At 42.2% G+C, this 22,678-nt stretch carries 21 protein-coding genes; 11 read left to right on the top strand and 10 right to left on the bottom strand.

Features of this window, described 5'->3' with window-relative positions; all coding sequences use genetic code 11:
* Positions 1–83: 83 nt before the first annotated feature.
* Positions 84–569, bottom strand: a complete 486-nt coding sequence (gene rraA, locus FCN25_RS07200; protein ID WP_137223327.1) for a ribonuclease E activity regulator RraA — start codon at positions 567–569, stop codon at positions 84–86.
* 384 nt (positions 570–953) lie between these two features.
* On the opposite strand from rraA, the gene FCN25_RS07195 reads away from it, so the two are divergent.
* The 3 genes from FCN25_RS07195 to FCN25_RS07185 all read left to right on the top strand — a co-directional run bounded on the left by FCN25_RS07195 (position 954) and on the right by FCN25_RS07185 (position 3,175).
* Positions 954–1,202 (top strand): YgjV family protein, encoded by a 249-nt coding sequence (locus tag FCN25_RS07195; RefSeq protein WP_137223325.1) that lies wholly within the window; start codon positions 954–956, stop codon positions 1,200–1,202.
* A 324-nt stretch (positions 1,203–1,526) separates the two neighbouring features.
* Positions 1,527–2,042, top strand: a complete 516-nt coding sequence (locus FCN25_RS07190; protein WP_137223323.1) for a phosphatase PAP2 family protein — start codon at positions 1,527–1,529, stop codon at positions 2,040–2,042.
* 83 nt (positions 2,043–2,125) lie between these two features.
* Positions 2,126–3,175 carry an MJ1255/VC2487 family glycosyltransferase gene (locus tag FCN25_RS07185; protein WP_137223321.1) on the top strand — a complete coding sequence of 350 codons (1,050 nt, stop codon included), beginning with the start codon at positions 2,126–2,128 and terminating at the stop codon, positions 3,173–3,175.
* A gap of 76 nt (positions 3,176–3,251) precedes the next feature.
* Here FCN25_RS07185 and rsd read toward each other — a convergent pair whose 3' ends face one another.
* Positions 3,252–3,719 carry a sigma D regulator gene (rsd, locus tag FCN25_RS07180; protein ID WP_137223319.1) on the bottom strand — a complete coding sequence of 156 codons (468 nt, stop codon included), beginning with the start codon at positions 3,717–3,719 and terminating at the stop codon, positions 3,252–3,254.
* 455 nt (positions 3,720–4,174) lie between these two features.
* On the opposite strand from rsd, the gene hemE reads away from it, so the two are divergent.
* The 4 genes from hemE to FCN25_RS07160 all read left to right on the top strand — a co-directional run bounded on the left by hemE (position 4,175) and on the right by FCN25_RS07160 (position 8,638).
* A complete protein-coding gene (gene hemE, locus FCN25_RS07175; RefSeq protein WP_137223317.1) occupies positions 4,175–5,239 on the top strand; it encodes a uroporphyrinogen decarboxylase in 1,065 nt (354 codons plus the stop codon).
* Between the two features lie 648 nt (positions 5,240–5,887).
* Positions 5,888–7,480, top strand: coding sequence for an oleate hydratase (locus FCN25_RS07170; RefSeq protein WP_137223315.1), 1,593 nt, complete (start codon positions 5,888–5,890; stop codon positions 7,478–7,480).
* Positions 7,481–7,596: 116 nt separating this feature from the next.
* The gene (locus FCN25_RS07165) at positions 7,597–7,785 is read left to right on the top strand and encodes a DUF2892 domain-containing protein (protein ID WP_137223313.1); all 189 of its coding nucleotides are present in this window, start codon (positions 7,597–7,599) and stop codon (positions 7,783–7,785) included.
* 250 nt (positions 7,786–8,035) lie between these two features.
* Positions 8,036–8,638 (top strand): class I SAM-dependent methyltransferase, encoded by a 603-nt coding sequence (locus FCN25_RS07160; RefSeq protein ID WP_137223311.1) that lies wholly within the window; start codon positions 8,036–8,038, stop codon positions 8,636–8,638.
* Positions 8,639–8,902: 264 nt separating this feature from the next.
* Here the strand turns inward: FCN25_RS07160 and FCN25_RS07155 are convergent, their stop codons facing one another.
* The 4 genes from FCN25_RS07155 to FCN25_RS07140 form a co-directional block, all read right to left on the bottom strand.
* Complete coding sequence (locus FCN25_RS07155; RefSeq protein ID WP_137223309.1) at positions 8,903–10,360, bottom strand: HAMP domain-containing sensor histidine kinase; 1,458 nt, start codon at positions 10,358–10,360, stop codon at positions 8,903–8,905.
* Entirely contained in the window at positions 10,360–11,094 is a 735-nt protein-coding gene (locus FCN25_RS07150) for a response regulator transcription factor (protein ID WP_137223307.1), read from the bottom strand. Before FCN25_RS07150 ends, FCN25_RS07155 begins: the two co-directional genes overlap by 1 nt.
* Positions 11,095–11,204: 110 nt before the next feature.
* A complete protein-coding gene (locus FCN25_RS07145) occupies positions 11,205–11,930 on the bottom strand; it encodes a spondin domain-containing protein (protein WP_137223305.1) in 726 nt (241 codons plus the stop codon).
* Between the two features lie 11 nt (positions 11,931–11,941).
* Positions 11,942–12,643 (bottom strand): spondin domain-containing protein, encoded by a 702-nt coding sequence (locus tag FCN25_RS07140; protein ID WP_137223303.1) that lies wholly within the window; start codon positions 12,641–12,643, stop codon positions 11,942–11,944.
* 141 nt (positions 12,644–12,784) lie between these two features.
* Between FCN25_RS07140 and FCN25_RS07135 the strand changes: the two genes are divergently transcribed.
* Both FCN25_RS07135 and FCN25_RS07130 read left to right on the top strand, forming a co-directional pair.
* A complete protein-coding gene (locus FCN25_RS07135; protein WP_137223301.1) occupies positions 12,785–13,342 on the top strand; it encodes a GNAT family N-acetyltransferase in 558 nt (185 codons plus the stop codon).
* Between the two features lie 39 nt (positions 13,343–13,381).
* Complete coding sequence (locus tag FCN25_RS07130) at positions 13,382–14,722, top strand: FAD-binding oxidoreductase (protein WP_137223299.1); 1,341 nt, start codon at positions 13,382–13,384, stop codon at positions 14,720–14,722.
* Between the two features lie 34 nt (positions 14,723–14,756).
* Here FCN25_RS07130 and nhaC read toward each other — a convergent pair whose 3' ends face one another.
* From nhaC to purH, 4 genes are all read right to left on the bottom strand, one after another.
* Positions 14,757–16,241 (bottom strand): Na+/H+ antiporter NhaC, encoded by a 1,485-nt coding sequence (nhaC, locus tag FCN25_RS07125; RefSeq protein WP_137223297.1) that lies wholly within the window; start codon positions 16,239–16,241, stop codon positions 14,757–14,759.
* Between the two features lie 467 nt (positions 16,242–16,708).
* Positions 16,709–16,927: a hypothetical protein gene (locus FCN25_RS07120; protein ID WP_137223295.1), complete on the bottom strand. Its 219-nt coding sequence runs from the start codon at positions 16,925–16,927 to the stop codon at positions 16,709–16,711.
* Between the two features lie 248 nt (positions 16,928–17,175).
* On the bottom strand, positions 17,176–18,477 hold the full coding sequence (gene purD, locus FCN25_RS07115; protein WP_137223293.1) for a phosphoribosylamine--glycine ligase: 1,302 nt from the start codon (positions 18,475–18,477) through the stop codon (positions 17,176–17,178).
* 133 nt (positions 18,478–18,610) lie between these two features.
* Complete coding sequence (gene purH / locus FCN25_RS07110) at positions 18,611–20,200, bottom strand: bifunctional phosphoribosylaminoimidazolecarboxamide formyltransferase/IMP cyclohydrolase (protein ID WP_137223291.1); 1,590 nt, start codon at positions 20,198–20,200, stop codon at positions 18,611–18,613.
* A 328-nt stretch (positions 20,201–20,528) separates the two neighbouring features.
* Here purH and zntR point away from each other — a divergent pair, with 328 nt between their 5' ends.
* Positions 20,529–20,990 (top strand): Zn(2+)-responsive transcriptional regulator, encoded by a 462-nt coding sequence (gene zntR / locus FCN25_RS07105; protein WP_137223289.1) that lies wholly within the window; start codon positions 20,529–20,531, stop codon positions 20,988–20,990.
* Positions 20,991–20,992: 2 nt separating this feature from the next.
* Positions 20,993–22,489 carry an SO_0444 family Cu/Zn efflux transporter gene (locus tag FCN25_RS07100; RefSeq protein ID WP_137223287.1) on the top strand — a complete coding sequence of 499 codons (1,497 nt, stop codon included), beginning with the start codon at positions 20,993–20,995 and terminating at the stop codon, positions 22,487–22,489.
* Positions 22,490–22,678 lie beyond the last annotated feature (189 nt).

Here is a 22,678-nt window from a genome sequence, read left to right as displayed (position 1 = left end):
TACAGCCATAAAAAAACCAGCATAGCTGGTTTTTTTATGGCGAGTGTGCCGGCATTTATAAGCTGACACAGGCTTGGTTATGGTTAATCAATATCTAATGGTTCTGGAGATAAAATAACACCGGTATTATCGGCATAAATGTGATCGCCAGGTAGGAAGGTTACGCCGCCAAAATTCACTGGAATTTCAACTTCTCCAATACCATTACCTTCAGCACCAACAGGAATTGAAGCCAGCGCTTGAATACCGATATCAAGTTCTTCAAGGGCGTCTACATCACGCACAGATCCGTAAATAATAATGCCTTCCCAATTGTTGGCAACGGCAAGTTCCACGATTCTAGCATCCAGTAGAGCGCGTCTAAGTGAACCACCACCATCGACTAATAACACTTTACCTTCACCGTCTTCTTCTAAGGCATCAGCAATCAGGCCGTTGTCTTCAAAACACTTAATGGTACTGATTGAGCCACCGAAGGAGCTGCAACCACCGTAGTTACTGAACATCGGCTCGACGACATCGACTACATCTATATACATGTCGCACAGTTCTGAGGTGTTATATTCCATAATTCACTCCTGTTGGACAGCAACGGTAAATTGCTGGGTAAAGCAAAGTTAAATGAATTATATGAGCTTTTTGTGAAAATAAAAGCCTTATCAATCACCGGATTGTTATAAATCAACTTACGCTGCGTTTTATCCCTAAATGGCCATTGACCTAAATACAGAACAGAGATCAGATTTGGAAGTAATTTTCTTTCAAATTGAACTAATTAGTTGATATATGTTGATTTAAGTCATCCTAATACGTTTTTTAATTACATTTTTGTTCAACAGTTTGTTAGCATATTGGTAGATTTATTAATGTTAGTTTACAAAAAAATACTAACTTTAGGGGCACGGAACCCTCATTACGCACACGGAAGGCAGAGGGTCTGAATAGAGGTTCTTATGGAAAATATCAATATTATTGAAATCTTAGGTTATGCCGCATCAGTTATGGTCGCCATTTCACTGATGATGAAAGACATCATTTTACTAAGATGGTTAAATTTTATCGGCTGTTCTTTTTTTGTTGCATATGGATATGCAATCGAAGCTTGGCCAGTAGCGGGCATGAATGCCTTTGTCGCATGCATTAACATTTTTCACTTAATTAAGATTTATCGTAATAAAGGCGTACAGCCTGAAACGGCATAACGTTTGTGGAATCAGTTTGATTAATTTACGAAAATCAACATTTAAAAAATCCCTTCATACCTGTATGAGGGGATTTTTTATGGGGCATTCATTGGTATCTACTGATCGCTCAATATATATTAACTAGGGAAGATTAACCGTCTTAGCCATTTCGATTCTATAGCTCATTTCTGATGTGTAATCATTAATTCATTTCGGCTGTCATAAAACTTTAGGCTAACTGTCACCTCGCGTTCATTCCAGTTCACTATTATTTAATCTGTTAACAAATACATAACTTTGATCGGGTTAATGATTTTCCCGGCGTTTGGCATGGAGTCAAGCATGAAGATAAGTATCAGCCAGTTAGATAAATATGTGTTTTATTGGATCGTACAATTTAGCCGAGAGAATACTCTGAACCAAGCTGCTAAGCGCGTGTCTGCAACCGGTGATGGTCACTATTATGTTTATTTATCGGTCGCATTATTGTTTTTTCATCCCAATGGGCAGCATTTTTTTAATTTAGTTCTTGGCAGTTTCTTGGTTGAGTTTCCTTTATATTTACTGCTGAAAAACAGCATTCGACGTCATCGTCCTTGTCACGCTTTAGCAGGGTTTGAATCTAGTTTTGAACCTTCAGATAAATTTAGCTTACCGTCAGGACACACCGCTGGGGCCTTTGTGTTTGCCAGCGTGGTGAATGTGGTATTTCCGACTTTAGCACCAATAGCATTTGCTTGGGCTTGTTTTGTCGGTTCATCGCGGATTGCTCTTGGAGTGCATTATCCATTGGATATTATTGCAGGAGCAGGCTTAGGAATGGGATCGGTATTACTTGTTGAGCAACTCATGTCGTGATAACTCATCTTTTGACAACTCATGAAGCAATAAATCTAGTGTGTTTAATTGTGTTAATTCAGCTGTAAAGGGATGAAAGCAATATGAAAATTTTGTATGGAGTCCAAGGTACAGGTAATGGCCATATCAGCCGCGCGCGGGTAATGTCTAAGGCGCTTAAACATCAAAATGTCGATGTCGATTTTTTATTTTCAGGCCGTACACCGCAACATTATTTTGATATGCAATGTTTTGGAGATTATCAGACACGTAACGGTATGACTTTTGTGACTGAAAATGGTCGGGTGAATACCGTTAAAACGGCCCAATGTAATTTAAAAACACCCATTTTATCAGAGATTAAACAATTAGATTTAACGGGTTATGACTTAGTGTTAAATGACTTTGAACCCGTTAGCGCCTGGGCTGCTAAACAACAAAATGTGCCATCGATAGCCATTAGTCATCAAGCAGCATTACAGCATCCTGTTCCTAAACAAGGCAATAGCTGGTTTAACGAGTTCTTGCTTAATCATTTTGCGCCTGTCGACATTGGTTTAGGTTGTCATTGGCATCACTTTGGTTTTCCTATTTTGCCGCCTTTTGTCGAGGTGTCGTCCAATAAGGGGGATCATAGCCATCAGATTTTAGTCTATTTGCCCTTTGAAGATGCCGACCGTATAGCGGCGTTTTTAGCGCCTTTTGATCAATACCATTTCTTTGTTTATCACAGCGCCAAGCCTTTGAAAAAATTAGCGGACCATATTCATTGGCATGGCTTTAATCGTGAAGGTTTTAAACAGCGCATGGCGCAATGTGGCGGGGTGATCGGCAATGCCGGTTTCGAGTTAGCTAGTGAGGCGATGACGCTAGGTAAGAAATTATTGGTTAAACCTTTACAGGGGCAGTTTGAGCAATCTGCTAATGTGGCAGCGTTGCAATTATTGGCCGCAGCAGAAAGCATGCAGACTTTAGATACTATGGTACTTAAACGTTGGTTGAAAAGTCCATCACCTAAACCCATTGCTTATCCACAAGTAGGTGATGCATTGGTGGAGTGGCTAACAATGGGTGATTGGCATCAACCGCAAGATTTATGTAAACGTTTATGGTCACAAGTAGAACTGCCTGAAAATTGGCATAAACGGCAATAGGATTTGAAATAAGTATTTTATTGCTTTGAATAAAAAGTGTGCAACAACATCACACTCTTTAATCGGGTATTGTCATTTAAGCATTACGCTTGTAAAGAATCTCAAGAAGTTGATCTTCTAATTCGAATCGTGATTCCATCGCTTGTGCCAAATGAGATAAATCATTATCAAGTTGATACAACACTTGTTCATCTGCTGTATCGGTATATTTATCGTGGAAATCTAATGCTATGTCGGTGCTTTCACTGATGAGCGGCAACAACGCGTTGCTAGTTTCGATGCTCGATTCACCAAACTTTTCACAAGCTTTGAGTACATTGTTGTACACCTCAAAATGGCCTTCAGAGACATAGTCGACTAATTGATCGCAAAATTGTTTTACTTGATCCATGCTTGGCAGTGATTTTTCGCTACGTGAATAAGGTGCTAATCCAGCAACAATAAAATATTGAACCAGTAATTTTCGGCGGTTATCAAGCCATTGATCGATTAAATTATTAGCACCGCCCCAACGTTTTTCTGCTTTTTCGAGTTTTGTTAGCATGTATTATCCTAATTGGCAGTCTGTATGTATCAACTAATGTATTGGACAAAGTGTATTGTGATCAACTGTTTTATTTTTATTTGCTTATATAGCCATCAGCTTTAGAGGCAAAAGAACAACTGGTAGGAAATAGAACAATAAAAAACCCCGTGATGGCTGAACCATCACGGGGTAACTAAGTTTTCAAAGGCTCGATATGTCGGGCTTCTTGATTGTTCTTGCTAGCGCACACTTTTTATACCAAACCACTTACCTTGACGCAACGTTTAATCTAATAATTTGCGATTTATACGCCAGTCCTGTGTATTTTGTGAGCAAGATAGTCAAGATGTTAGAAAAATAACTGCAAGATTTAGGAATAGCTCACATAAATATCCCATGAGAGGTTACATTAATCGCGTAAGTGCTAAACTACCCGCCAGCAGAAATCATAACAGTCTAGGAAGAAAGCCCACATGGCAGAATTAAAAAACGATCGTTATTTACGTGCGTTGTTAAAGCAACCAGTTGATGTCACACCAGTATGGATGATGCGTCAAGCTGGACGTTATTTACCTGAATATAAAGAAGTTCGCGCTCAAGCGGGTGACTTTATGTCGTTGTGTCGTAATGCTGAGCTCGCTTGCGAAGTGACATTACAGCCATTACGTCGTTATGATTTAGATGCCGCAATTTTATTCTCAGATATCCTGACTGTGCCTGATGCAATGGGCCTTGGTTTGTATTTTGAAGCTGGCGAAGGTCCTCGTTTTGAACGTCCGACTGACACCATCGATGCAATTAAAAAGTTATCAATTCCTGATCCAGAAGATGAATTAGGTTATGTAATGCGTGCTGTGAGCACCATTCGCCGCGAACTAAATGGCGAAGTTCCATTAATCGGTTTTTCTGGTTCACCTTGGACTTTAGCCACTTACATGGTTGAAGGCGGTTCAAGCAAAACATTCGAAAAAATTAAGCGTATGGCTTATGCCGAACCAGCTGCATTGCACATGCTATTAGACAAGTTAGCTGACTCAGTAGTTTTATATCTTAATGCTCAAGTGGCTAACGGTGCGCAATCGTTAATGATATTCGATTCATGGGGCGGTGCGTTATCGCATCACGCTTATCGTGAATTCTCATTACGTTATATGCAAAAAATTGTTGATGGTTTAACCCGTTTTGCAGACGGCCGTAAAGTACCTGTTACCTTATTTACTAAAGGTGGCGGATTATGGTTAGAGTCTATGGCTGAAACAGGTTGTGATGCGTTAGGTTTAGACTGGACTGTTGATATTGGTGATGCTCGTCGTCGTGTAGGCCATAAAGTGGCGCTGCAAGGTAACATGGACCCATCAATGTTATATGCTACGCCAGAGCGTATCCATCAAGAAGTGGATCAAATTCTAGCAAGTTATGGTGAAGGTACTGGCCATGTATTTAACTTAGGCCATGGTATTCATCAACATGTTGATCCTGAACATGCCGGTGCATTTATCAATTCTGTGCATGAGTTATCGGGTAAATACCACAAGTAACCAACAGTATTTGCTGAAAAAAAGCGAGCCTTCGGGTTCGCTTTTTTGTTTCTGTTTTTTCTGTTTTCGTCATTTGACCAATGCTTGTAAACAGGAATCTTTTTTATGATCTTCCACCATAGCAGATTAAGATCGTAAGGCTCCTCCCACATTAGCTAAAAGGGGATAAACAGTCATCCACGCCTTGCTGTTTATAACCTCATTGGACTCAGTCGGTCCGGCAACATTTTTCTAAGTCATCGTTATATTCACAAACACATTCACAGTTACAGTCATAATCAAAATGAAATAATCTCCATGGCGATTGAGCTTGTTTTTTTAACTAGCCATTTCATCTTTTACTTAATTGATGGAAGCCTTTCTACTGTATTGAATAAGCCTAATGCTTACGACTAAATATCGAACAAAAATTAATTGTTTAAAGCAATATTTTTGCTGTTTTTTTAGTCATAAAGGCATATTGTTAACTTAATAGGAAGACACTATGTCAATTAGCCAAAGGATGGATGGCATAGGTGAAGCATTTGCTAAATGTAGCCCTGATGGCTGCCTAGTAATAAGTTTAAATCGACCGCGAGAACCAGCTAATTTCCCTGCACGATAAATCATTAATGTGATTGAAATAAATATTCAGAATGGGGTAAAAACATGAATAACCAAAACTGGCAAAATCAAAAAAATTCTAAAGTGTACATTATTGGTAGCGGCATTTCGGGGCTCGCGAGTGCGGCGTATTTAGAAAAAGATGCTGGCATTGCTGGCGAGAATATTCATATTTTAGAAAAAGACTCCATTGCTGGTGGCGCTACAGATGGTGCTGGCGATCCTAAACACGGATATGTCGTTCGTGGTGGCAGAATGCACGAAATGCATTATGAGTGCTATTGGGAACTGCTTTCGCATATCCCTTCGCTGGAAGACCCAAATGTTTCAGTAAGAGATGAGTCGTATGAGTTTAATCAACGGTTTGTGTCAAATGGACAAGCCCGTTTATTAAAACAAGGCAAAAAATTGGATGTGTCATCATATGGATTGTCCTTTGAGCAACAAATGGATTTTATCAAGTTGACCTATGTTTCAGAAAACTCCTTAGGAGATAAACGAATAGAAGATTGGTTTGATCAAAGCTTCTTCGATACTACATTTTGGTTTATCTGGTCTTCCATGTTTGCATTCCAAAAATGGAGCAGTCTTGCTGAAATGAGGCGTTATATGAAACGCTTCATGCACCTTGTGGATGGCTTGCCCCGTTTGGGTGGGGTCATGCGGACTAAATATAACCAATATGACTCAGTGGTTAGGCCGATGAAAACATACCTCGAAGCAAAAGGGGTGAAATTTGAAATGGGCAAAGAGGTCGTAGATATTGATTTCGACTTATCTGCAGATAAAAAAACGGCTACGATGCTTCATTTTAAAGACAATACTGAAATTGTTCTTGGAGAAAATGATTTTGTGTTTTTCACCAATGGGTCAATAACAGAAAGTACCGATAATGGCAGCTGGGATGCTCCCGCAAAATTGAAGGGCGTGCAAGAGTCTGGTTCTTGGATGTTGTGGAAAAAAATAGCCAAAAAAGATCCATCTTTTGGTAATCCAAGCCCATTTTGCGACAACATTGATTTGCAAAAATGGTACTCATTTACGGCAACAATGAAAGACAGCACCTTTCTCGATTACATGGAGAACTTCTCGGGTAATGTAGATGGAACTGGCGGGCTTGTCACCATGACCGATTCTAACTGGCTGATGTCAATTGTAATAGCACGCCAACCTCACTTTCCTAATCAACCTGATGATGTGAAGATTTTTTGGGGCTATGGGCTCTATCCTGATAGAAAAGGTAATTATATTAATAAAACAATGGCGGAGTGTACTGGTGCCGAAATGTTAGAAGAGCTTTATTATCATTTGAATATTCAAGAGTTGATGAAGCCAGTAACAAAAGCCGGAAAGGTAAATTGTATCCCTGTTGCTATGCCGTTTGTTGATAGCTTGTTTATGCCGAGAAATGTGGGTGACAGACCAGATGTGATACCCAAAGGGGCTACAAACTTTGCCTTTTTAGGCCAATTTGCAGAAGCCCCTAAAGATTGTGTTTTTACCGTTGAATATTCTGTCAGAACTGCTCAAATGGCAGTTTATGGCTTGTTTGATACCGTTAAGGAGGTGCATCCTATGTACGAATCGACTCATAATCCAAAATATCTACTTGAGGCACTTAAAGCCATTAGTAGATGATCAAATACGATAGCGAGAAAAGTGAGCCGCATCGTTGAAATACCATACTGAAGCAAGGTAGCTCATTGCGGCGCTAGTTTTTAGTCATAACCATAAACCACAAAATGGAGGTTTATATGAAATGTAATATAGGTAAAACAGATCGGATAATCAGGGTCATACTCGGAGTATGTGTTATTGCAGTTGGCGTTTACTATCAGTCATGGTGGGGAGCTGTTGGGATTATTCCTATTCTTACGGCTGCAATTGGATGGTGCCCTGCTTATGTACCTTTTGGTATATCAAGTTGTAAAACCGAGAAATAATCCTGTTTAGTTAGATGCTCGAGTGGGACGTTTAGCCACAATATTGTGGCTACGCCCCCACATAACATTCGATGTATGGCGTTATATTGTAAATTTTATCAGTAAGTTATGTTGTACATAATAAGTTTGCAGAGTGATACCTATCAATTATTCACATACTGATGACCATCTTCTAAACCAAGCATTAGACTAAGTGTTCATTTTTAGCCATTCTACAATCTTGTGAACCATTTCAAGTATAGGAGCCCAGATGTGGGATCAAAGGTATAACGAAGACGGGTTTGTGTATGGAACCGAGCCTAATGATTTCTTAAAATCTGAGTATTGCCGAATACCAAAGGGTGGTCGAGTACTTTGTTTGGCGGAAGGAGAAGGTAGAAATGCAGTTTTTTTGGCTAAACAAGGATACATAGTTACCGCTGTCGATCAATCTGCTGTGGGTCTTAAAAAGGCAGAAAGCCTAGCCGCTAAATGTGACGTAGAAATTTCAACAGTTGTAGCGGACTTGAGTCACTATGACTTAGGTTTGAATGTTTGGGATGGCATAGTGTCAATATCTGCACATGTTCCTCCTTTATTACGTAAATCTCTCCATCGACAAGCGGTTAGTGCGCTTAAAAATAACGGCGTATTTATTTTAGAAGCATTTACTGAGCGTCATATTCATATGGCCGGAGTCGGTGGGCCACCAGCGTCTAATAAAGAATTATTTATGTCTTTGGAAGAATTGGAAACTGAGCTGAAAGGGTTAGAGTTTGTTATTGGTAATGAAGTAGAAAGACATATTTCTGAAGGAAAATATCATCAAGGAGACAGTGCCGTTGTGCAAATAGTTGGATACAAAACAGTTTAAGGTTTTTCGATGTTGCGGAAGTTGTAAACGGCTGAATGGATTGATATGTGAAGTATGGTGCTTAGACTGTCATTTTATAGATATGGCCTGCGGCCATACTTTCAACTCACAGTAGCTCAATTTTTTTGTTAGAACTTAGTTCTAATTCTTCTGTTTAGATATCATTGATTTTGTTTATCATGAAGTTTAATGATAAACAAAACTGAGTCAGTACTACTGAGGTCATGAATCAAATCGCTGATCATTTGCGATTCAAAAATGAGATTAACTCTGCGTTACAAGCTCTATCTTAAATTCACTGCCTACGCCCGGTTGGCTGTCTATTTCAATTCTGCATTTCAATAAGCCTAATAACTGCCTGACGATGGCGAGTCCGACGCCGAGTTGTGGCAGACTTTGATTAGTCTCAAACGACAGTGTCGTCATCGATAATTGTTTCAGGGCGTCAACTTCATGCTTGTGCATGCCTGCGCCGGTGTCGCGCACGGTTAACCATTGTTGACCATTGTGTTGTGCGTTGATGATTTGAATCTTGCCACCGGCGGGGGTGTAGCGCAGGGCGTTATCGACCAAGTTGTTCAGTATGCGGCGCATTAGTGCGGGGTCGGTATAGATTTGGCTGGCATGATTGATGTCGAAATCTAATTGAACCCCGAGCTTTTTTGCTCGAGGAGTAAAGGTTTGTTCGATATCGCTAAGCAGTTCGCTTAGGTTGACTTGTTGCAGTTGTGCATCGATTTGACCATTTTCTAGGGCGGCCAATTCTAATAACTGTGCCAGTAGCTGTTGTAAGGTTTGGCCTGAGTTTGCAGCATATTGGATTAGCGCCTCGTCCCGTTCGTGCTCGGGTAATATCAACCAAGTATCGATATAACCTAACAATGCGGTAAGTGGGGTTTTTAAGTCATGTGATAAATGCAGTAAAAAGTCGTGTTTGGCCTGTTGTTGGCGTTTCACTTGCTGTTGCTGCAATTGGATTTCTTGCAATAAATGATTGATATGATGGCTGAGCTGGCTTATTTCTAAGCTGCCACGATAGCGCTGGGGGAGCATCAGTTTGTCTGACATCGGGGTGTTTTTAAGTTCGGTTAAGTCTTGAGCGAGCTTTTGGATTGGGCGGGTAAAATAGCGCAATAAAATCACAAATAGCACTAAAGCAAAAATGATCCAAAAACCGATTGTAGCGCCCCAGATTTTAGGTTGGTTTTCGGCATTAATAAGTGCCTGCCAGCTGTCGTAATCTTCACCGCCAATAATCACATATAAATAACCGCTATGAAGCCCGTCTTCGGTGATGAGTTTACTGGCGGAAAAAATCTTGTGGGTATCTTCGCTGCGCGGATCTGTGCCAAGCACTGGCAGGCTGTCGCCATTTAAAAACTGTTGAATAATTGTAGTATCGACTCGGTGAGTTTTAATTTTTTCTTCTTTGGCGTCATAGGCAATCACTTTACCATCTGGGTCTAAGGTATAAATTTCAAAGCTTGGCCCTAACAACATAAAGTCGTGAAAGGCTTCTTTAAGCGCGGCGTCTGACGTGATCCCTTGCGATAATAAAGGGTTGATGTGTGCCATATGTTCAGCAAGTTGTAGGTGCAGTGATTGCTGAATTTGATTACGGCTGAATTCATGGTTAAGTTGCAACCATTGCCATAACGCTACAAACAGTAATAACACGATTATTGTTGATGCTAAAAACAACCGATTAAATAAGCGATTCATTAGTGGGCTTGCACCTCTGGTGGTGAAAATTTGTAGCCTACGCCCCACACGGTTTTGACAAGATCATGTTCAGGTGAGCACAAAGAAAGCTTGTTACGCAAACGGTTGATGTGACTGTTTACTGTGTGCTCATAGCCGTCGTAGTGATAACCCCATACTGCTTCTAACAGTTGCATGCGGCTAAAGACTTGTTGCGGGTGCTTGGCTAAAAATAGCAGCAAATCAAACTCGCGGGCGGTGAGGGTTAACGCTTTATTAAACGCGGTAACTTCACGGGTACTGGAGTTAATGGTTACGCTGTTAAATTCAATTTGTTGGGTTTGTTCATGTTGGGCTTTTCCGCGTCTTAATAGTGCTTTTACTCGTGCGCGCAGTTCTAATACGCTAAAGGGTTTGACGAGATAATCATCTGCCCCAGCTTCAAGACCTAGTACCACATCTGCTTCTGAATCTTTGGCGGTTAATAGCATCAGCGGGACTTCCTTACCGTCTTGGCGTAGTTGCTCACACAGCATAATGCCATCACCATCGGGGAGCATGCGGTCCATTAATATGAGGTCGAGCCTTTTATGCTCGATTATGTGCATGGCTTGCTTCAAGGTGGTGGCGTGGTCGACGCTGTAGTTGAGTGCTTTGAGGTTAAGTATGATTAACTTAGCCAAGTCTTGTTCGTCTTCGACTAGCAAAATATGTTGCGGACAAACATGGCCATTATGTTTCGCGGTTCCATTCATGGTGACTTCCTCAAAGCAGATCCAGTAATTGCATTAATACTTAGACCCGCTTTGAGGAGAATAAATTTCAATCGGGTTGAAATTCATTCAATCGACACGACCGATTAAGATTATTCAGTACGCATAATAGTGACAGCTAACACCGGGTTATCAAAACGGTGCGACGCACCCAGTACTGAATCGGCTAAGCCGTCGTACATTGAAATAACACCAGGATGAATATGCACAAAGTCGACATCATCACGGCTGGCGTTAAAACCTTCGCCGCCATCAGCAGGTCCTGGCATAGTGCCTTTGGCTTCGCTGTTGGCTTCGGTGCCAGCATCATAAGCCATAAACTTCATCGCGGTTGTTGCATCCACTTCCATTCCGGCAATGGTGTAACTGTTAATACCGGTAAAGGCATCGTTAGTGTTAACCAACATGGTGGCTAAACTGATGCTAGCTACGTCGGCTTCATCTAAGCTCAGAGTCAGCGTTTCTGACATACCAGGCATTAATAAACCTGTGCCGTTAATGCTACTTTCGATCACGCTTAGTGCAGCTATGTCGGCAGTATCACCACCTTCAGCCAGTTTCTCGAGTGCTTCGCTAGCCATTTCACCGGCGTTCCATAACATGGCATCACTAGCATGAGAGGCTAAGATAACCGGCGACATTGGCTGGTTAGCCGTCAGGTTAGTTACGGTCACCGTGAAGGTTTGCATCACTGGCGCAGGCGGGGTGACAACAACAGCAGTATCATCATCGTTGTCATCGCCACAGGCAGTAAGCAGGGTTGCAGCTGCCAGCATGGCGATTAAGCTGGGCTTAAGTGTAAAGTCAGTGCGTTTCATGGGCTACCTCCTTATTTTACTGTCACCACAACTTTGGCTACAGGGTTCAACCAGCGATGAACGCGACTGTCTAAATCACTCATTCCACCAGCAGGGTCCATGTCACCTAAAACGCCAGGGTGCGTATGTACATTGCTATTGTCAGAGTTATCCATCACGCCAGTGCCATTAGCTCCACCGTCACCACTAGGGGCTGCCGGGATACCCGGTACGCCTGACATACCGCCGCCATTAATGATTTCATCATTGGCTTCTGTGCCAGCATCATATGCATTGACATACATAGTATAAGTGCCCGCTTCGGTAGGGATTTCCCAACCATCTAGCCCCATAAAGGCATCATTTGTTGGTAACACCATGGCTACAATAGATAAATGGGTGTTGTCGCCAGTATCAAGTATTACGTCGCTAATATTTGCACCTGCGGCAAGTAATCCCATTGCTGGATTTGCTGATGTGACGCCTGCATTGCCGGTTACCGCAGCATCTAAGTCGGCAATGTCGCCGCCTTCAGCCATTTTTTGTAAGGCTGCGGATGCTTCAGTTCCGACTTGAAATAGGTGGCTGTCAGCGTCGTGGGCTGCGATCAAAATAGGGGTAAAGTGATTTCCGTGAGTTAAATTGGTCACACTGACTTCAATATCAGCGGCTAAGGTTGGTAGGCTGAATAATCCAGCAGCCATAAGACTTGCAGTCACTAGTGTACGTTTCATAACCGAGCTCCTTTGTTTAATTGCAGCCAGTATGCACAAGTGATCTCACCTACTTATCGCCAAATTATCACAAAAGGTTAACATCGTTAACTTGACTATAATAACGTGTGATAAAGTGAGTTCAAACCAACAAAAATAACAATGATTATGATTAGACAACTGACTCCCGCTGACTTTGATGCGGTAATCACACTCGGTGAAATTGTCCATGGTAGTGGTTATATGGACACCGCGGAACTCACCGCGATTTATCACAAAGGCATTAAAAATGGCATTAATGCCAATTTTGTTGCGCTTGAAAATGATCAACTTATTGGTTTTCGCTTAACGTATGCCGCAGGTCAATGGCCACAAGATCAATGGTGTACTGTTGATAAGTGGTACGTGAAATTTGAAGATGTGTGTTATTTCAAATCAAACACCATTGCAGAATCTACCCGTGGTCAAGGGCTTGGTGGGGAGCTATTAGCCGCCTCTAAAGCTGCGGTTATTGCTCAAGGGGCTAAAGCGGGGGTCAGCCATTTATGGCAGCAAAGTCCTAATAATGCTGCGGTGCGTTACTTTACTAAGGCGGGAGGGAAATTGATTGCTCAACACCCACAACGCTGGCATCAACGTTATATGGGTGATGATTACATTTGCGTCATATGCGATGAAGACTGCCATTGCGTTGCCAGTGAAATGCTACTGTTATTTTAATGTCTGCTCTCTAAATCAATAATAAAAAAGAAGACCAATATGTACGATCCACTGATTAACTCGCATCCTAATAATCAAACGTTTGCCCCTAGCTATTGGGCAAGCACTCAAGCCTTACCCGCACCAACTGCTGCATTGTCTGGCCGCCAACAAACCGATGTTGCCATAGTAGGTGGTGGCTATACAGGCTTATTAACAGCGTATTATTTGGCAACCGAATTCAATATAGATTGCCATGTGTTAGAGGCCAATCAAGTTGGTTTTGGTGCCAGTGCGCGCAATGCTGGGTTTGTATTAAAAGGTTCGGGGCGTTTAGGGTACGCCGCAATGACTCAGCGTTGGGACTTAGCAACGACCAAGGGCATATACGATGAATTCACCCAAGCAGTGGCTAGAGTCGATGGGCTGATAAAACAACACCATATTGATTGTGAACCACAAGAAGCGGGTTACTTGAAGGTGGCGCATAATCCTAAAGCATTAGTTACGCTGCAAAATGCCGCTAAGTATATTCAACAACACTTAGCCAGTAGCCAAGACTCAGGGGCCGAGTTTATCTCAAGCCAAGATTTTAGGGCTCAGTATTTAGATCATCATCAAGCTTTTGGCGCGCTTCGTTTAAAAGACGGTTTTGGCCTTAATCCGCTTAAATTGTTACTGGGTTATAAGTCGATGGTACAAGCCCAAGGCGTGACTATTTCTGAGCAATCTTGCGTATTAGATTGGATTGAAGAGGGCGGTAAACACCGCTTAATTACCGATGAAGGTGAGCTGATTGCCAATAAAGTGGTCATGGCGGGTAATGCTTATACCCCTAAACGGTTTAACCAGCGTATAGACGGTAAGTTTTTGCCTATATTAAGCAATGTGATTGTCACCGAACCGCTTACTGCTCAAGAGCTTGCAGAGGCAGGTTTACATACTCATCAAGTAACCATGGATACTCGTATTTTAAAATACTACTACCGTTTATTACCCGACAATCGTTTATTGTTTGGTGGCCGTGGTGCGGTGTGGGGCAAAGATACTGCTAATCCCGTTTATGGCGAGCGCTTAAAAATGGCATTAAATAAGTGCTTTCCAAGCTTAACCAATAAAGCGATTGCTTATAACTGGACCGGGTGGATTGCTGCTGTCATGGATGACATGCCCCATGTGTATAGTAAAGGTGACGTGGGTTACAGCTTAGGATATTGCGGTGCTGGAGTGTCTTTTAGTAGCCAGGCTGCATATCGATTAGCGCAAAGTATTGCGGGGGAAACATTACCGAACTTACCTTTGTATCAACAACCTTTGCCTAAGTTCCCCTTCACCCAAGCAAGACGGCTTGGGCAATGGGGTTATTATCATTATGGTTGGTTGAAAGATCGTTTTGGTTAACCGCCCATTTCTAGGTTAATAGGCGGCTTCTTAGTTAACCGACTACTTCGCCAGTGCTTATTTTAGTTTCGTCTAATGGCTCAATTTTGAAATTGAAATAAGCATAAGATGCACTAATAAACGGACACACTAAGTTAAAGAAGGCGTAGGGCAGGTAAGCTACAGTCGCTACCCCAAGTGTACTGGCCATAAAGGCACCACAGGTATTCCATGGCACTAGCGGACTGGTTACGGTTGCTGAGTCTTCTAGTGAACGGCTTAAATTAACCGCGGCCAACTTACGGCGAGTGTATTCCACCTTTAACATTCTGCCTGGCAGTACAATGGCAATATATTGATCGGCAGTAATGATGTTAGCGCCAATACACACACCAAGAGTAGTAATAATTAAGCTAGCGGAACCCGTTACTACGGTGAGAATACTTTCTAAAATACGATTCAATAATCCAGTGACTTCCATTACGCCACCAAATGCCATAGCACACAGAATTAACCACACTGTAGTGACCATGCTGCTCATGCCACCACGGCTTAATAAATTATCTAATACCTCATCGCCTGTGTTAGCGACATAGCCGTCAAACATGGCTATCCATAAACCTTTTACTAACGCCACAATCGGCACTAGCGTGTCGTCGTGTACAAAGGCAATCACGTTATCAAACTGAAACAATGCCGCGCACACCGCGCCAGCTAAGGTACCTAATATGACCGTTGGAAACGCTGGCATTTTGCGGTTAGCTAAATACAACACCACTAATAACGGGATCAATAAATGTATTCCTGGGCTATAGGTCTTATCCAATAAAGCCAAGGTATCTGCGAGTTGGTTTTCTATCGGGGCAGCCTCTGCTGTAAGGCCTAAAAAAGTAAAACCAATCAGGGCAATGATAATGCTGGGTACTGTGGTCCATGTCATGTGGCGGATATGGCTAAAAATGTCTGTACCCGCGACAGCAGGGGCAAGGTTTGTGGTGTCTGACATGGGTGACATTTTATCACCAAAATACGCGCCACTGATGATGGCACCAGCAGTAATATTGACATCTAATCCCATTGCAGACGAAATACCCACTAAGGCAATACCTAAGGTACCTGCAACGGTCCACGAGCTACCAATACTCAGTGCAACCACCGCACACAATAAACAGCAGGCAGTATAAAAGTAGTCTGGGTTAAGGATTTGCATACCATAATAAATCATCGTCGGAACTGTACCGGCTAAAATCCACGTACCAATGAGCGAACCTACGCTGAATAGAATCAATAAAGCACCGGTCGCAACACCAATACTTTTGACGATACCCCGTTCCATTTGATTCCAGCTATAACCATTTTTATAACCGATGATCATGGCAATACATGCCGCTAACACTAATGCTATTTGATTGGCGCCTGATGAGCTGTCTGAAGAAAACAGATAAACCGCTGCCGCGAGCATAAGAATAAGTGCAAAAACGGGGATTAGTGCATCAAGCAAGCTGGGTTGCTTGTGCTCGGAGGGTGTCGTTTGAGACATGAAAGGTCCTTTATTATCATTATTATTGACCAATATCGATAAAGCGATTTGGTGTTAGTTGTTATTAATTAATTGTTGTTGATATCAAATCAGGTCTAGAGATGAAGTAAATATTTGAAAGTGAGAATGGTTCACCGTCGAATATCTCTACCTGAGATTTTTTGTTTATAAGTTGATAACTTATTTGTAACAGACACACATCCTGACATAAAAAGATGTGATAAGTCGAACATTGTTAGCTTTGAGGGGAGAACTTTTGAAAGGATATGGTGACTATTATGGAACTGTGTGATTAGTTAGTTATTTCTATTGGTTATATATGCGTAAGAAGCTAGATCGTATGAATAAGTTTGAATAAGTTTGAAAAAACACGGTTGAGGATATCCGCTGTAACCAGAGATATCCTCATTAAAAGGGGCGACTTTTTTAGCATTTATAGGTCAATATTACTTAATACGCCGTAACAATTATTTATTTAAATGTTTCAAGATGGCTTTTTCTGCATCAGCTTTAGTGGCTTTACCTTTAGGGATATCAACTTTTTCTAAGGCTTTATGGCCTGTCATATCTTCTGCAATATTTAACCAATCAGTATGCCAATAGAAAGAGTTGCCATTGGCGGTGTGCCAATTATGAAGCCCTGATTTTTCGCCTTGATAAATCAGGTCGCTGTTATTAAATCTCATTAAATCCTCCAATAATCATTTCGATTATGTTATCTAAAGTACAGGAGTTCGAAGCATTAAACTAACCAAACTCCTTTCTAATTATTAGATTGCTCTTTGAAGTGTGTTATTTTTGTGATCTAAATCATAGAAGTTGTTAATTATAGCTAAGGTAAACTGTAATTAATCTTTGATACATATGCAGATTATAAAAAACCTGTGATGTTGCCATCACAGGTTTTTAGCGAACTAAATTAACTATTCAGTTATTAGCTTTTAGCTTGCTCGCGCGCAATGGCGCGATAGGCAATATCAGTACGAAAATACACATCATCCCAATGAATGGCATCTACTAATGCGTAAGCTGACTTTTGCGCTTCGGTCACCGTGTTACCTAATGCAGTAGCACATAATACTCGGCCGCCATTAGTGACAACATGGCCGTCTTTAATACTAGTACCAGCATGGAACACTTTACCGTTGGTATCGCCAAGAGTTAAGCCGTCAATGACATCACCTTTGTGATAAGCATCTGGATAACCGCCAGCGGCTAACACAACGCCTACCGCTGCACGCGAGTCAAACTCTGCAGTTACTTTGTCTAATTCACCACGAGTTGCGGCTAAACAAAGTTCTACAATATCTGACTGCAAACGCATCATAATCGGTTGAGTTTCTGGGTCGCCAAAGCGGCAGTTGTATTCAAGCACTTTCGCGCTACCGTCTGGTGAAATCATTAAACCTGCGTATAAGAAGCCGGTATAAACGTTACCTTCAGCGGCCATGCCATCTACCGTTGGACGGATAACATTAGCGATAGTCCAGTCGTGTACCGCTTGAGTCACAACGGGTGCAGGAGAATAGGCTCCCATGCCGCCAGTGTTAGGGCCATAGTCGCCATTATCGCGGGCTTTATGGTCTTGGCTGGTGGCCATAGCAAGAATATTCTTACCGTCTACCATGACAATAAAGCTGGCTTCTTCACCCTTCAAGAATTCTTCAATTACCACACGTGAACCGGCATCACCAAACTTATTGCCTGCTAGCATATCGTCAATGGCTGCATCGGCTTCTGCTTGGTCCGCAGCGATGATGACACCTTTACCCGCAGCTAAACCGTCGGCTTTAATTACAACCGGAAAGCCTGTTTTGTTTGTGAGTTCGGTAACGTACGCTTTAGCTGGAACGATGTCGGTAAAGTTTGAATATTCAGCCGTTGGAATATGATGACGAGCCAAAAAGTCTTTAGTAAAAGCTTTTGAAGACTCAAGCTGTGCCGCGCCTTTGGTTGGGCCAAAAATGGCTAAACCAGCTGCATTAAAAGCATCAACTACGCCTAGCGATAATGGTACTTCTGGGCCGACAATAGTAATCGCGATGGCATTATCTTTGGCAAAGGCGACAAGTGCGTCAATTTGCTCGACATCAATGGCAACGTTTTCTAATTTAGGTTCTAAAGACGTACCAGCATTACCGGGTGCAACAAACACTTTTTCAACTTGAGCAGACTGAGCCGCTTTCCAAGCTAGAGCATGTTCACGACCGCCACCACCAATTATAAGTACCTGCATCTTTAATCCTTTTATAGCTATGCTCTAATTCGTTAAACAAAATTTAAAAAGTATCGCTTGTTATCTATGTTTGCAAAAGCATTTAGCAAAAACATGATTGATAAGCGATACCTATATTTGATATTAGCGTTTATTAGTGGCGGAAGTGACGCATGCCAGTAAACACCATTGCCATACCGTGCTCGTCTGCTGCGGCGATGATTTCTTCATCGCGGATTGAACCACCCGGTTGGATGATACAACTAATACCCGCAGCTGCGGCTGCGTCGATACCATCACGGAATGGGAAAAACGCATCAGATGCCATTACTGAGTTTTCAACCACTAAACCTTCATCGGCAGCTTTAATGCCCGCGATTTTAGCAGAATAAACGCGGCTCATTTGGCCTGCGCCGACACCAATGGTCATACCATCTTTGGCGTAAACAATGGCGTTAGATTTAACAAACTTAGCCACTTTCCAGCAGAACATTAAGTCTTTTAATTGTTCAGCGGTTGGTTGACGCTTCGATACCACTTTAACGTCGGTTAAACTCACCATACCTTGATCGCGATCTTGTACTAACAAACCACCGTTAACGCGTTTGTAGTCAAGTGAAGTTGTTTTAGTGTTCCATTCACCACATTCTAATAAACGCACGTTAGCTTTTGCTGCAATGATATCGCGTGCGGCTTGGCTGACTTTAGGGGCAATGATGACTTCAACAAACTGACGGTCAACAATCGCTTGTGCCGTTTGAGCATCTAACTCTTGGTTAAAGGCGATGATGCCACCAAATGCTGATGTTGGGTCAGTTTTAAATGCGCGGTCATAAGCTTCTAACAAGTTAGCGCCTAATGCCACACCACAAGGGTTGGCATGCTTAACAATAACGCAGGCTGGGCCTTCGAATTCTTTTACACATTCAAGAGCTGAATCGGTATCGGCGATATTGTTGTAAGACAAAGCCTTACCTTGTAGCTGAATAGCACTGGCAACAGAGGCTTCATCAATTTGCGTGTCGACGTAAAATGCCGCTTTTTGATGACTGTTTTCACCGTAACGCAAGTCTTGTTTTTTTACAAACTGACTATTGAAAGTACGTGGAAATGTTGAATCATCATGACATTCGTCAGTGCTGTGTGCAGGAACCATGGTGCCAAAATAATTAGCAATCATACCGTCATATGCAGCGGTGTGTTCAAAGGCTGCAATGGCTAAGTCAAAACGTGTTGCGAGTGTAGTGCTGCCGTTGTTGGCTTGCATCTCTGTGATGACGCGGCTGTAGTCTTTAGCATTAACCACAATTGTGGTGTCTTTGTGGTTTTTAGCTGTAGAACGAACCATGGTAGGGCCGCCAATGTCGATGTTCTCGACTGCATCCGCTAAAGTGCAACCTGGTTTTGCTACAGTTTCAGCAAATGGGTATAGGTTAACCGCAACCAAATCGATTGGGTTAATGGCATTTTGTTCCATGACGATTTCGTCAATACCGCGACGGGCTAAAATGCCGCCGTGGATTTTTGGATGTAGGGTTTTAACACGACCATCCATAATTTCTGGATGACCAGTGTAGTCAGAAACCTCAATTACCGGGATGTTATTGTCTGCAAGTAATTTTGCAGTACCGCCCGTAGATAGGAGTTCAACACCTTGTGCATGCAGCGCTTGTGCAAATTCAAGGATTCCAGTTTTATCTGATACGCTTAATAGCGCGCGACGAATTGGTCTGACATTATTCATGTAGGTACAGGGTCCACTAGTTAGATTTTAAGGATCTTTCGTAAAACAGAGTTATCAAAAATCCGCTTTACCAAAGTCCCTCATGGTGTATTTTGATTGTTTAACACCTTCTAGGCTGATTGCATTGTGATTCCGGCGGGCGTATTTTATCGTAAACCGCTTCTATTGGGTGTTTTTTCTGCGTGATTTCACAATATTGAAATAAGAACAAAGATACATAAAGATAATCGTTGAACAACCCTTGACCTTGGATGTAACTCTAAGGTTTATACTTATGTATAATTTGGAGTACCTAATGCTAAAATTTATCTCTATCTGAGGTTGAAATATGTACCGAATAGGTGAACTGTCTGCCTTGTACGACATTAAGGCTGACACATTACGGTTTTACGAAAAGCACGGTTTGCTGTCGCCATCAAGTCGATCTGATGCCGGATATCGATTGTATAACCACAGCGATTCTGAACGACTTAAATTTATTTTACGCGCCAAGGCTGTTGGTTTTTCACTTAATGATATTGCCGAGTTATTGTCTATTGAAGTTGATAGGTCTAACCGTGCATGCGCTGAAGTAAAAGGTGTAGTCGATACCAAGCTTAAGCAAGTCGAAGCCAAATTAGCTGAGTTACAACATTTTGCGACATCGCTGAAAAGTTTATCGAATACCTGTTGTGGCGGCCCTGATAGTGCTGAGCATTGCTCAATACTCGAAGCGTTAGAGTCGTCAGATAAACATATTATTGCCAAAAAAGAACATCATCATTTTGCCTCATCAGGTCATAAGGACTAATTATGTTATTGACCAATTTTATGCACTTATTTTTAGAATCCGCACCATGGTTATTACTGGGTTTGGTGCTAGCTGGGTTGCTTAAAGTGTTTGTGCCTATGGCATGGATGCAAAAGCAACTTGGTGGGCATGGAATGAAAACCGTAGTGAAAGCTGCATTATTAGGCGCACCTTTACCTTTATGCTCGTGTGGCGTTATTCCAGCCGCAGTAGGTTTGCGTCGCGCTGGAGCTTCAAAAGCGGCAACGACTTCGTTTTTAGTGTCGACACCAGAAACGGGAGTTGATTCAATTACTGTGTCGTATGTATTACTTGGACCTTTTATGGCCATAGTGCGACCTATTGCAGCTATTACCAGTGCCATAGTAGCGGGTTTATTGGTGGGGCGTGATGACGATGATGGTATTCCTGCGTCAACATCTGTTAAAGCACAAACGGCAAATGATTCAACAACGAGTGCCAAACCGGTTTCATCATGCTGTGGGTCCAAATCAACTACTAGCTCTGATAGCGGCTCTGAAATAAAATCAACATGTAAAACAGCCACTAGCAACATGCAAAATGCTAGCGTAAAAATGACTGCGATTAAACCAGAAGCAGTTAAGCATGAATCGGTGTTGAGCCCAATGGCGCCAGCGAGTTCGCTAACTGGCAATGTTTTAGAAGCGAAACAGAGTAGCTGTTGTAGCAGCAAAGCAACTGATAAACCTATTGAATCTACACCCTCAGCGTGTTGCAGTAGTAAAGTAAAAGTCGAAACGGTTACATCAAGCTGTTGCAGTAGCAAAACCGACCCACAAGCTGAAGTTGCACCCACAAGTAGCTGTTGTGCCGCTAAAGTGGTAAGCCATGTGCCGAGCGAAAGTAATGACGAAGCCAGTTGCTGCGCTTCAACTCAAGATCTGGCAACAGAACTGAAGCATAACAGCGTGTTTAGTCGAGTATTATCTGGCTTACATTATGCAGCCACCGATTTGGTTAGAGACACAACGTTGTGGTTATTAGTGGGACTATTTTTTGCTGCACTAGTACAAACGTATGTGCCAACTGACTTTTTGGTTAAATGGGGCGATGGTATTTGGGCGATGTTAGTGATGGTATTAGTGTCGATTCCTATGTATATCTGCGCTACTGCCTCAACGCCTATTGCTGCTGGTTTGCTATTAGCCGGTGTGTCGCCTGGTGCGGTATTAGTCTTTATGATGGCAGGTCCCGCGACCAATATTGCCACCTTAGGCGTGGTAACTAAAGAATTAGGTAAACGCGCATTGTATGGCTATTTAGGGGGCGTGATTGGGGTGTCACTGGTGTTTGGTATGTTGGTCAATTACTTAGTCGACACGTTTGGTTTTGAAGTCATGCCGCAAATAGGTGAAGAACATGCTTTATTGCCAGCTGGTGTAGTGGCCGTTTCTGGCATCGTGCTTGCTGTGTTAATGGCCAAAGTCTTGTGGGACATGATCCCAAAAGGTAATAAAGAAAAAAGTTGTTGCTCATAATGAATGAGTCAAAATAGATTAACCAATATGTGCTCACCAACAAAATGTATGGTCCGCCTCGTTATTGCAAATGATATTTTCGATAACGAGGTTGGTTTGCGCTAATGTATTCGGAGTCTTCATTAGGTGCTTTACCACCCGCTCCACGATGAGTTCCGCGCTAGATTGTCCTCAAAAAGCCCAAAGCAT

Source organism: Shewanella sp. MEBiC00475 (assembly GCF_005234075.1).
Lineage (GTDB): Bacteria > Pseudomonadota > Gammaproteobacteria > Enterobacterales > Shewanellaceae > Shewanella > Shewanella polaris.
Note: the sequence above shows the minus strand (reverse complement) of the source record. Positions and strands in the feature narration are given on the sequence as shown.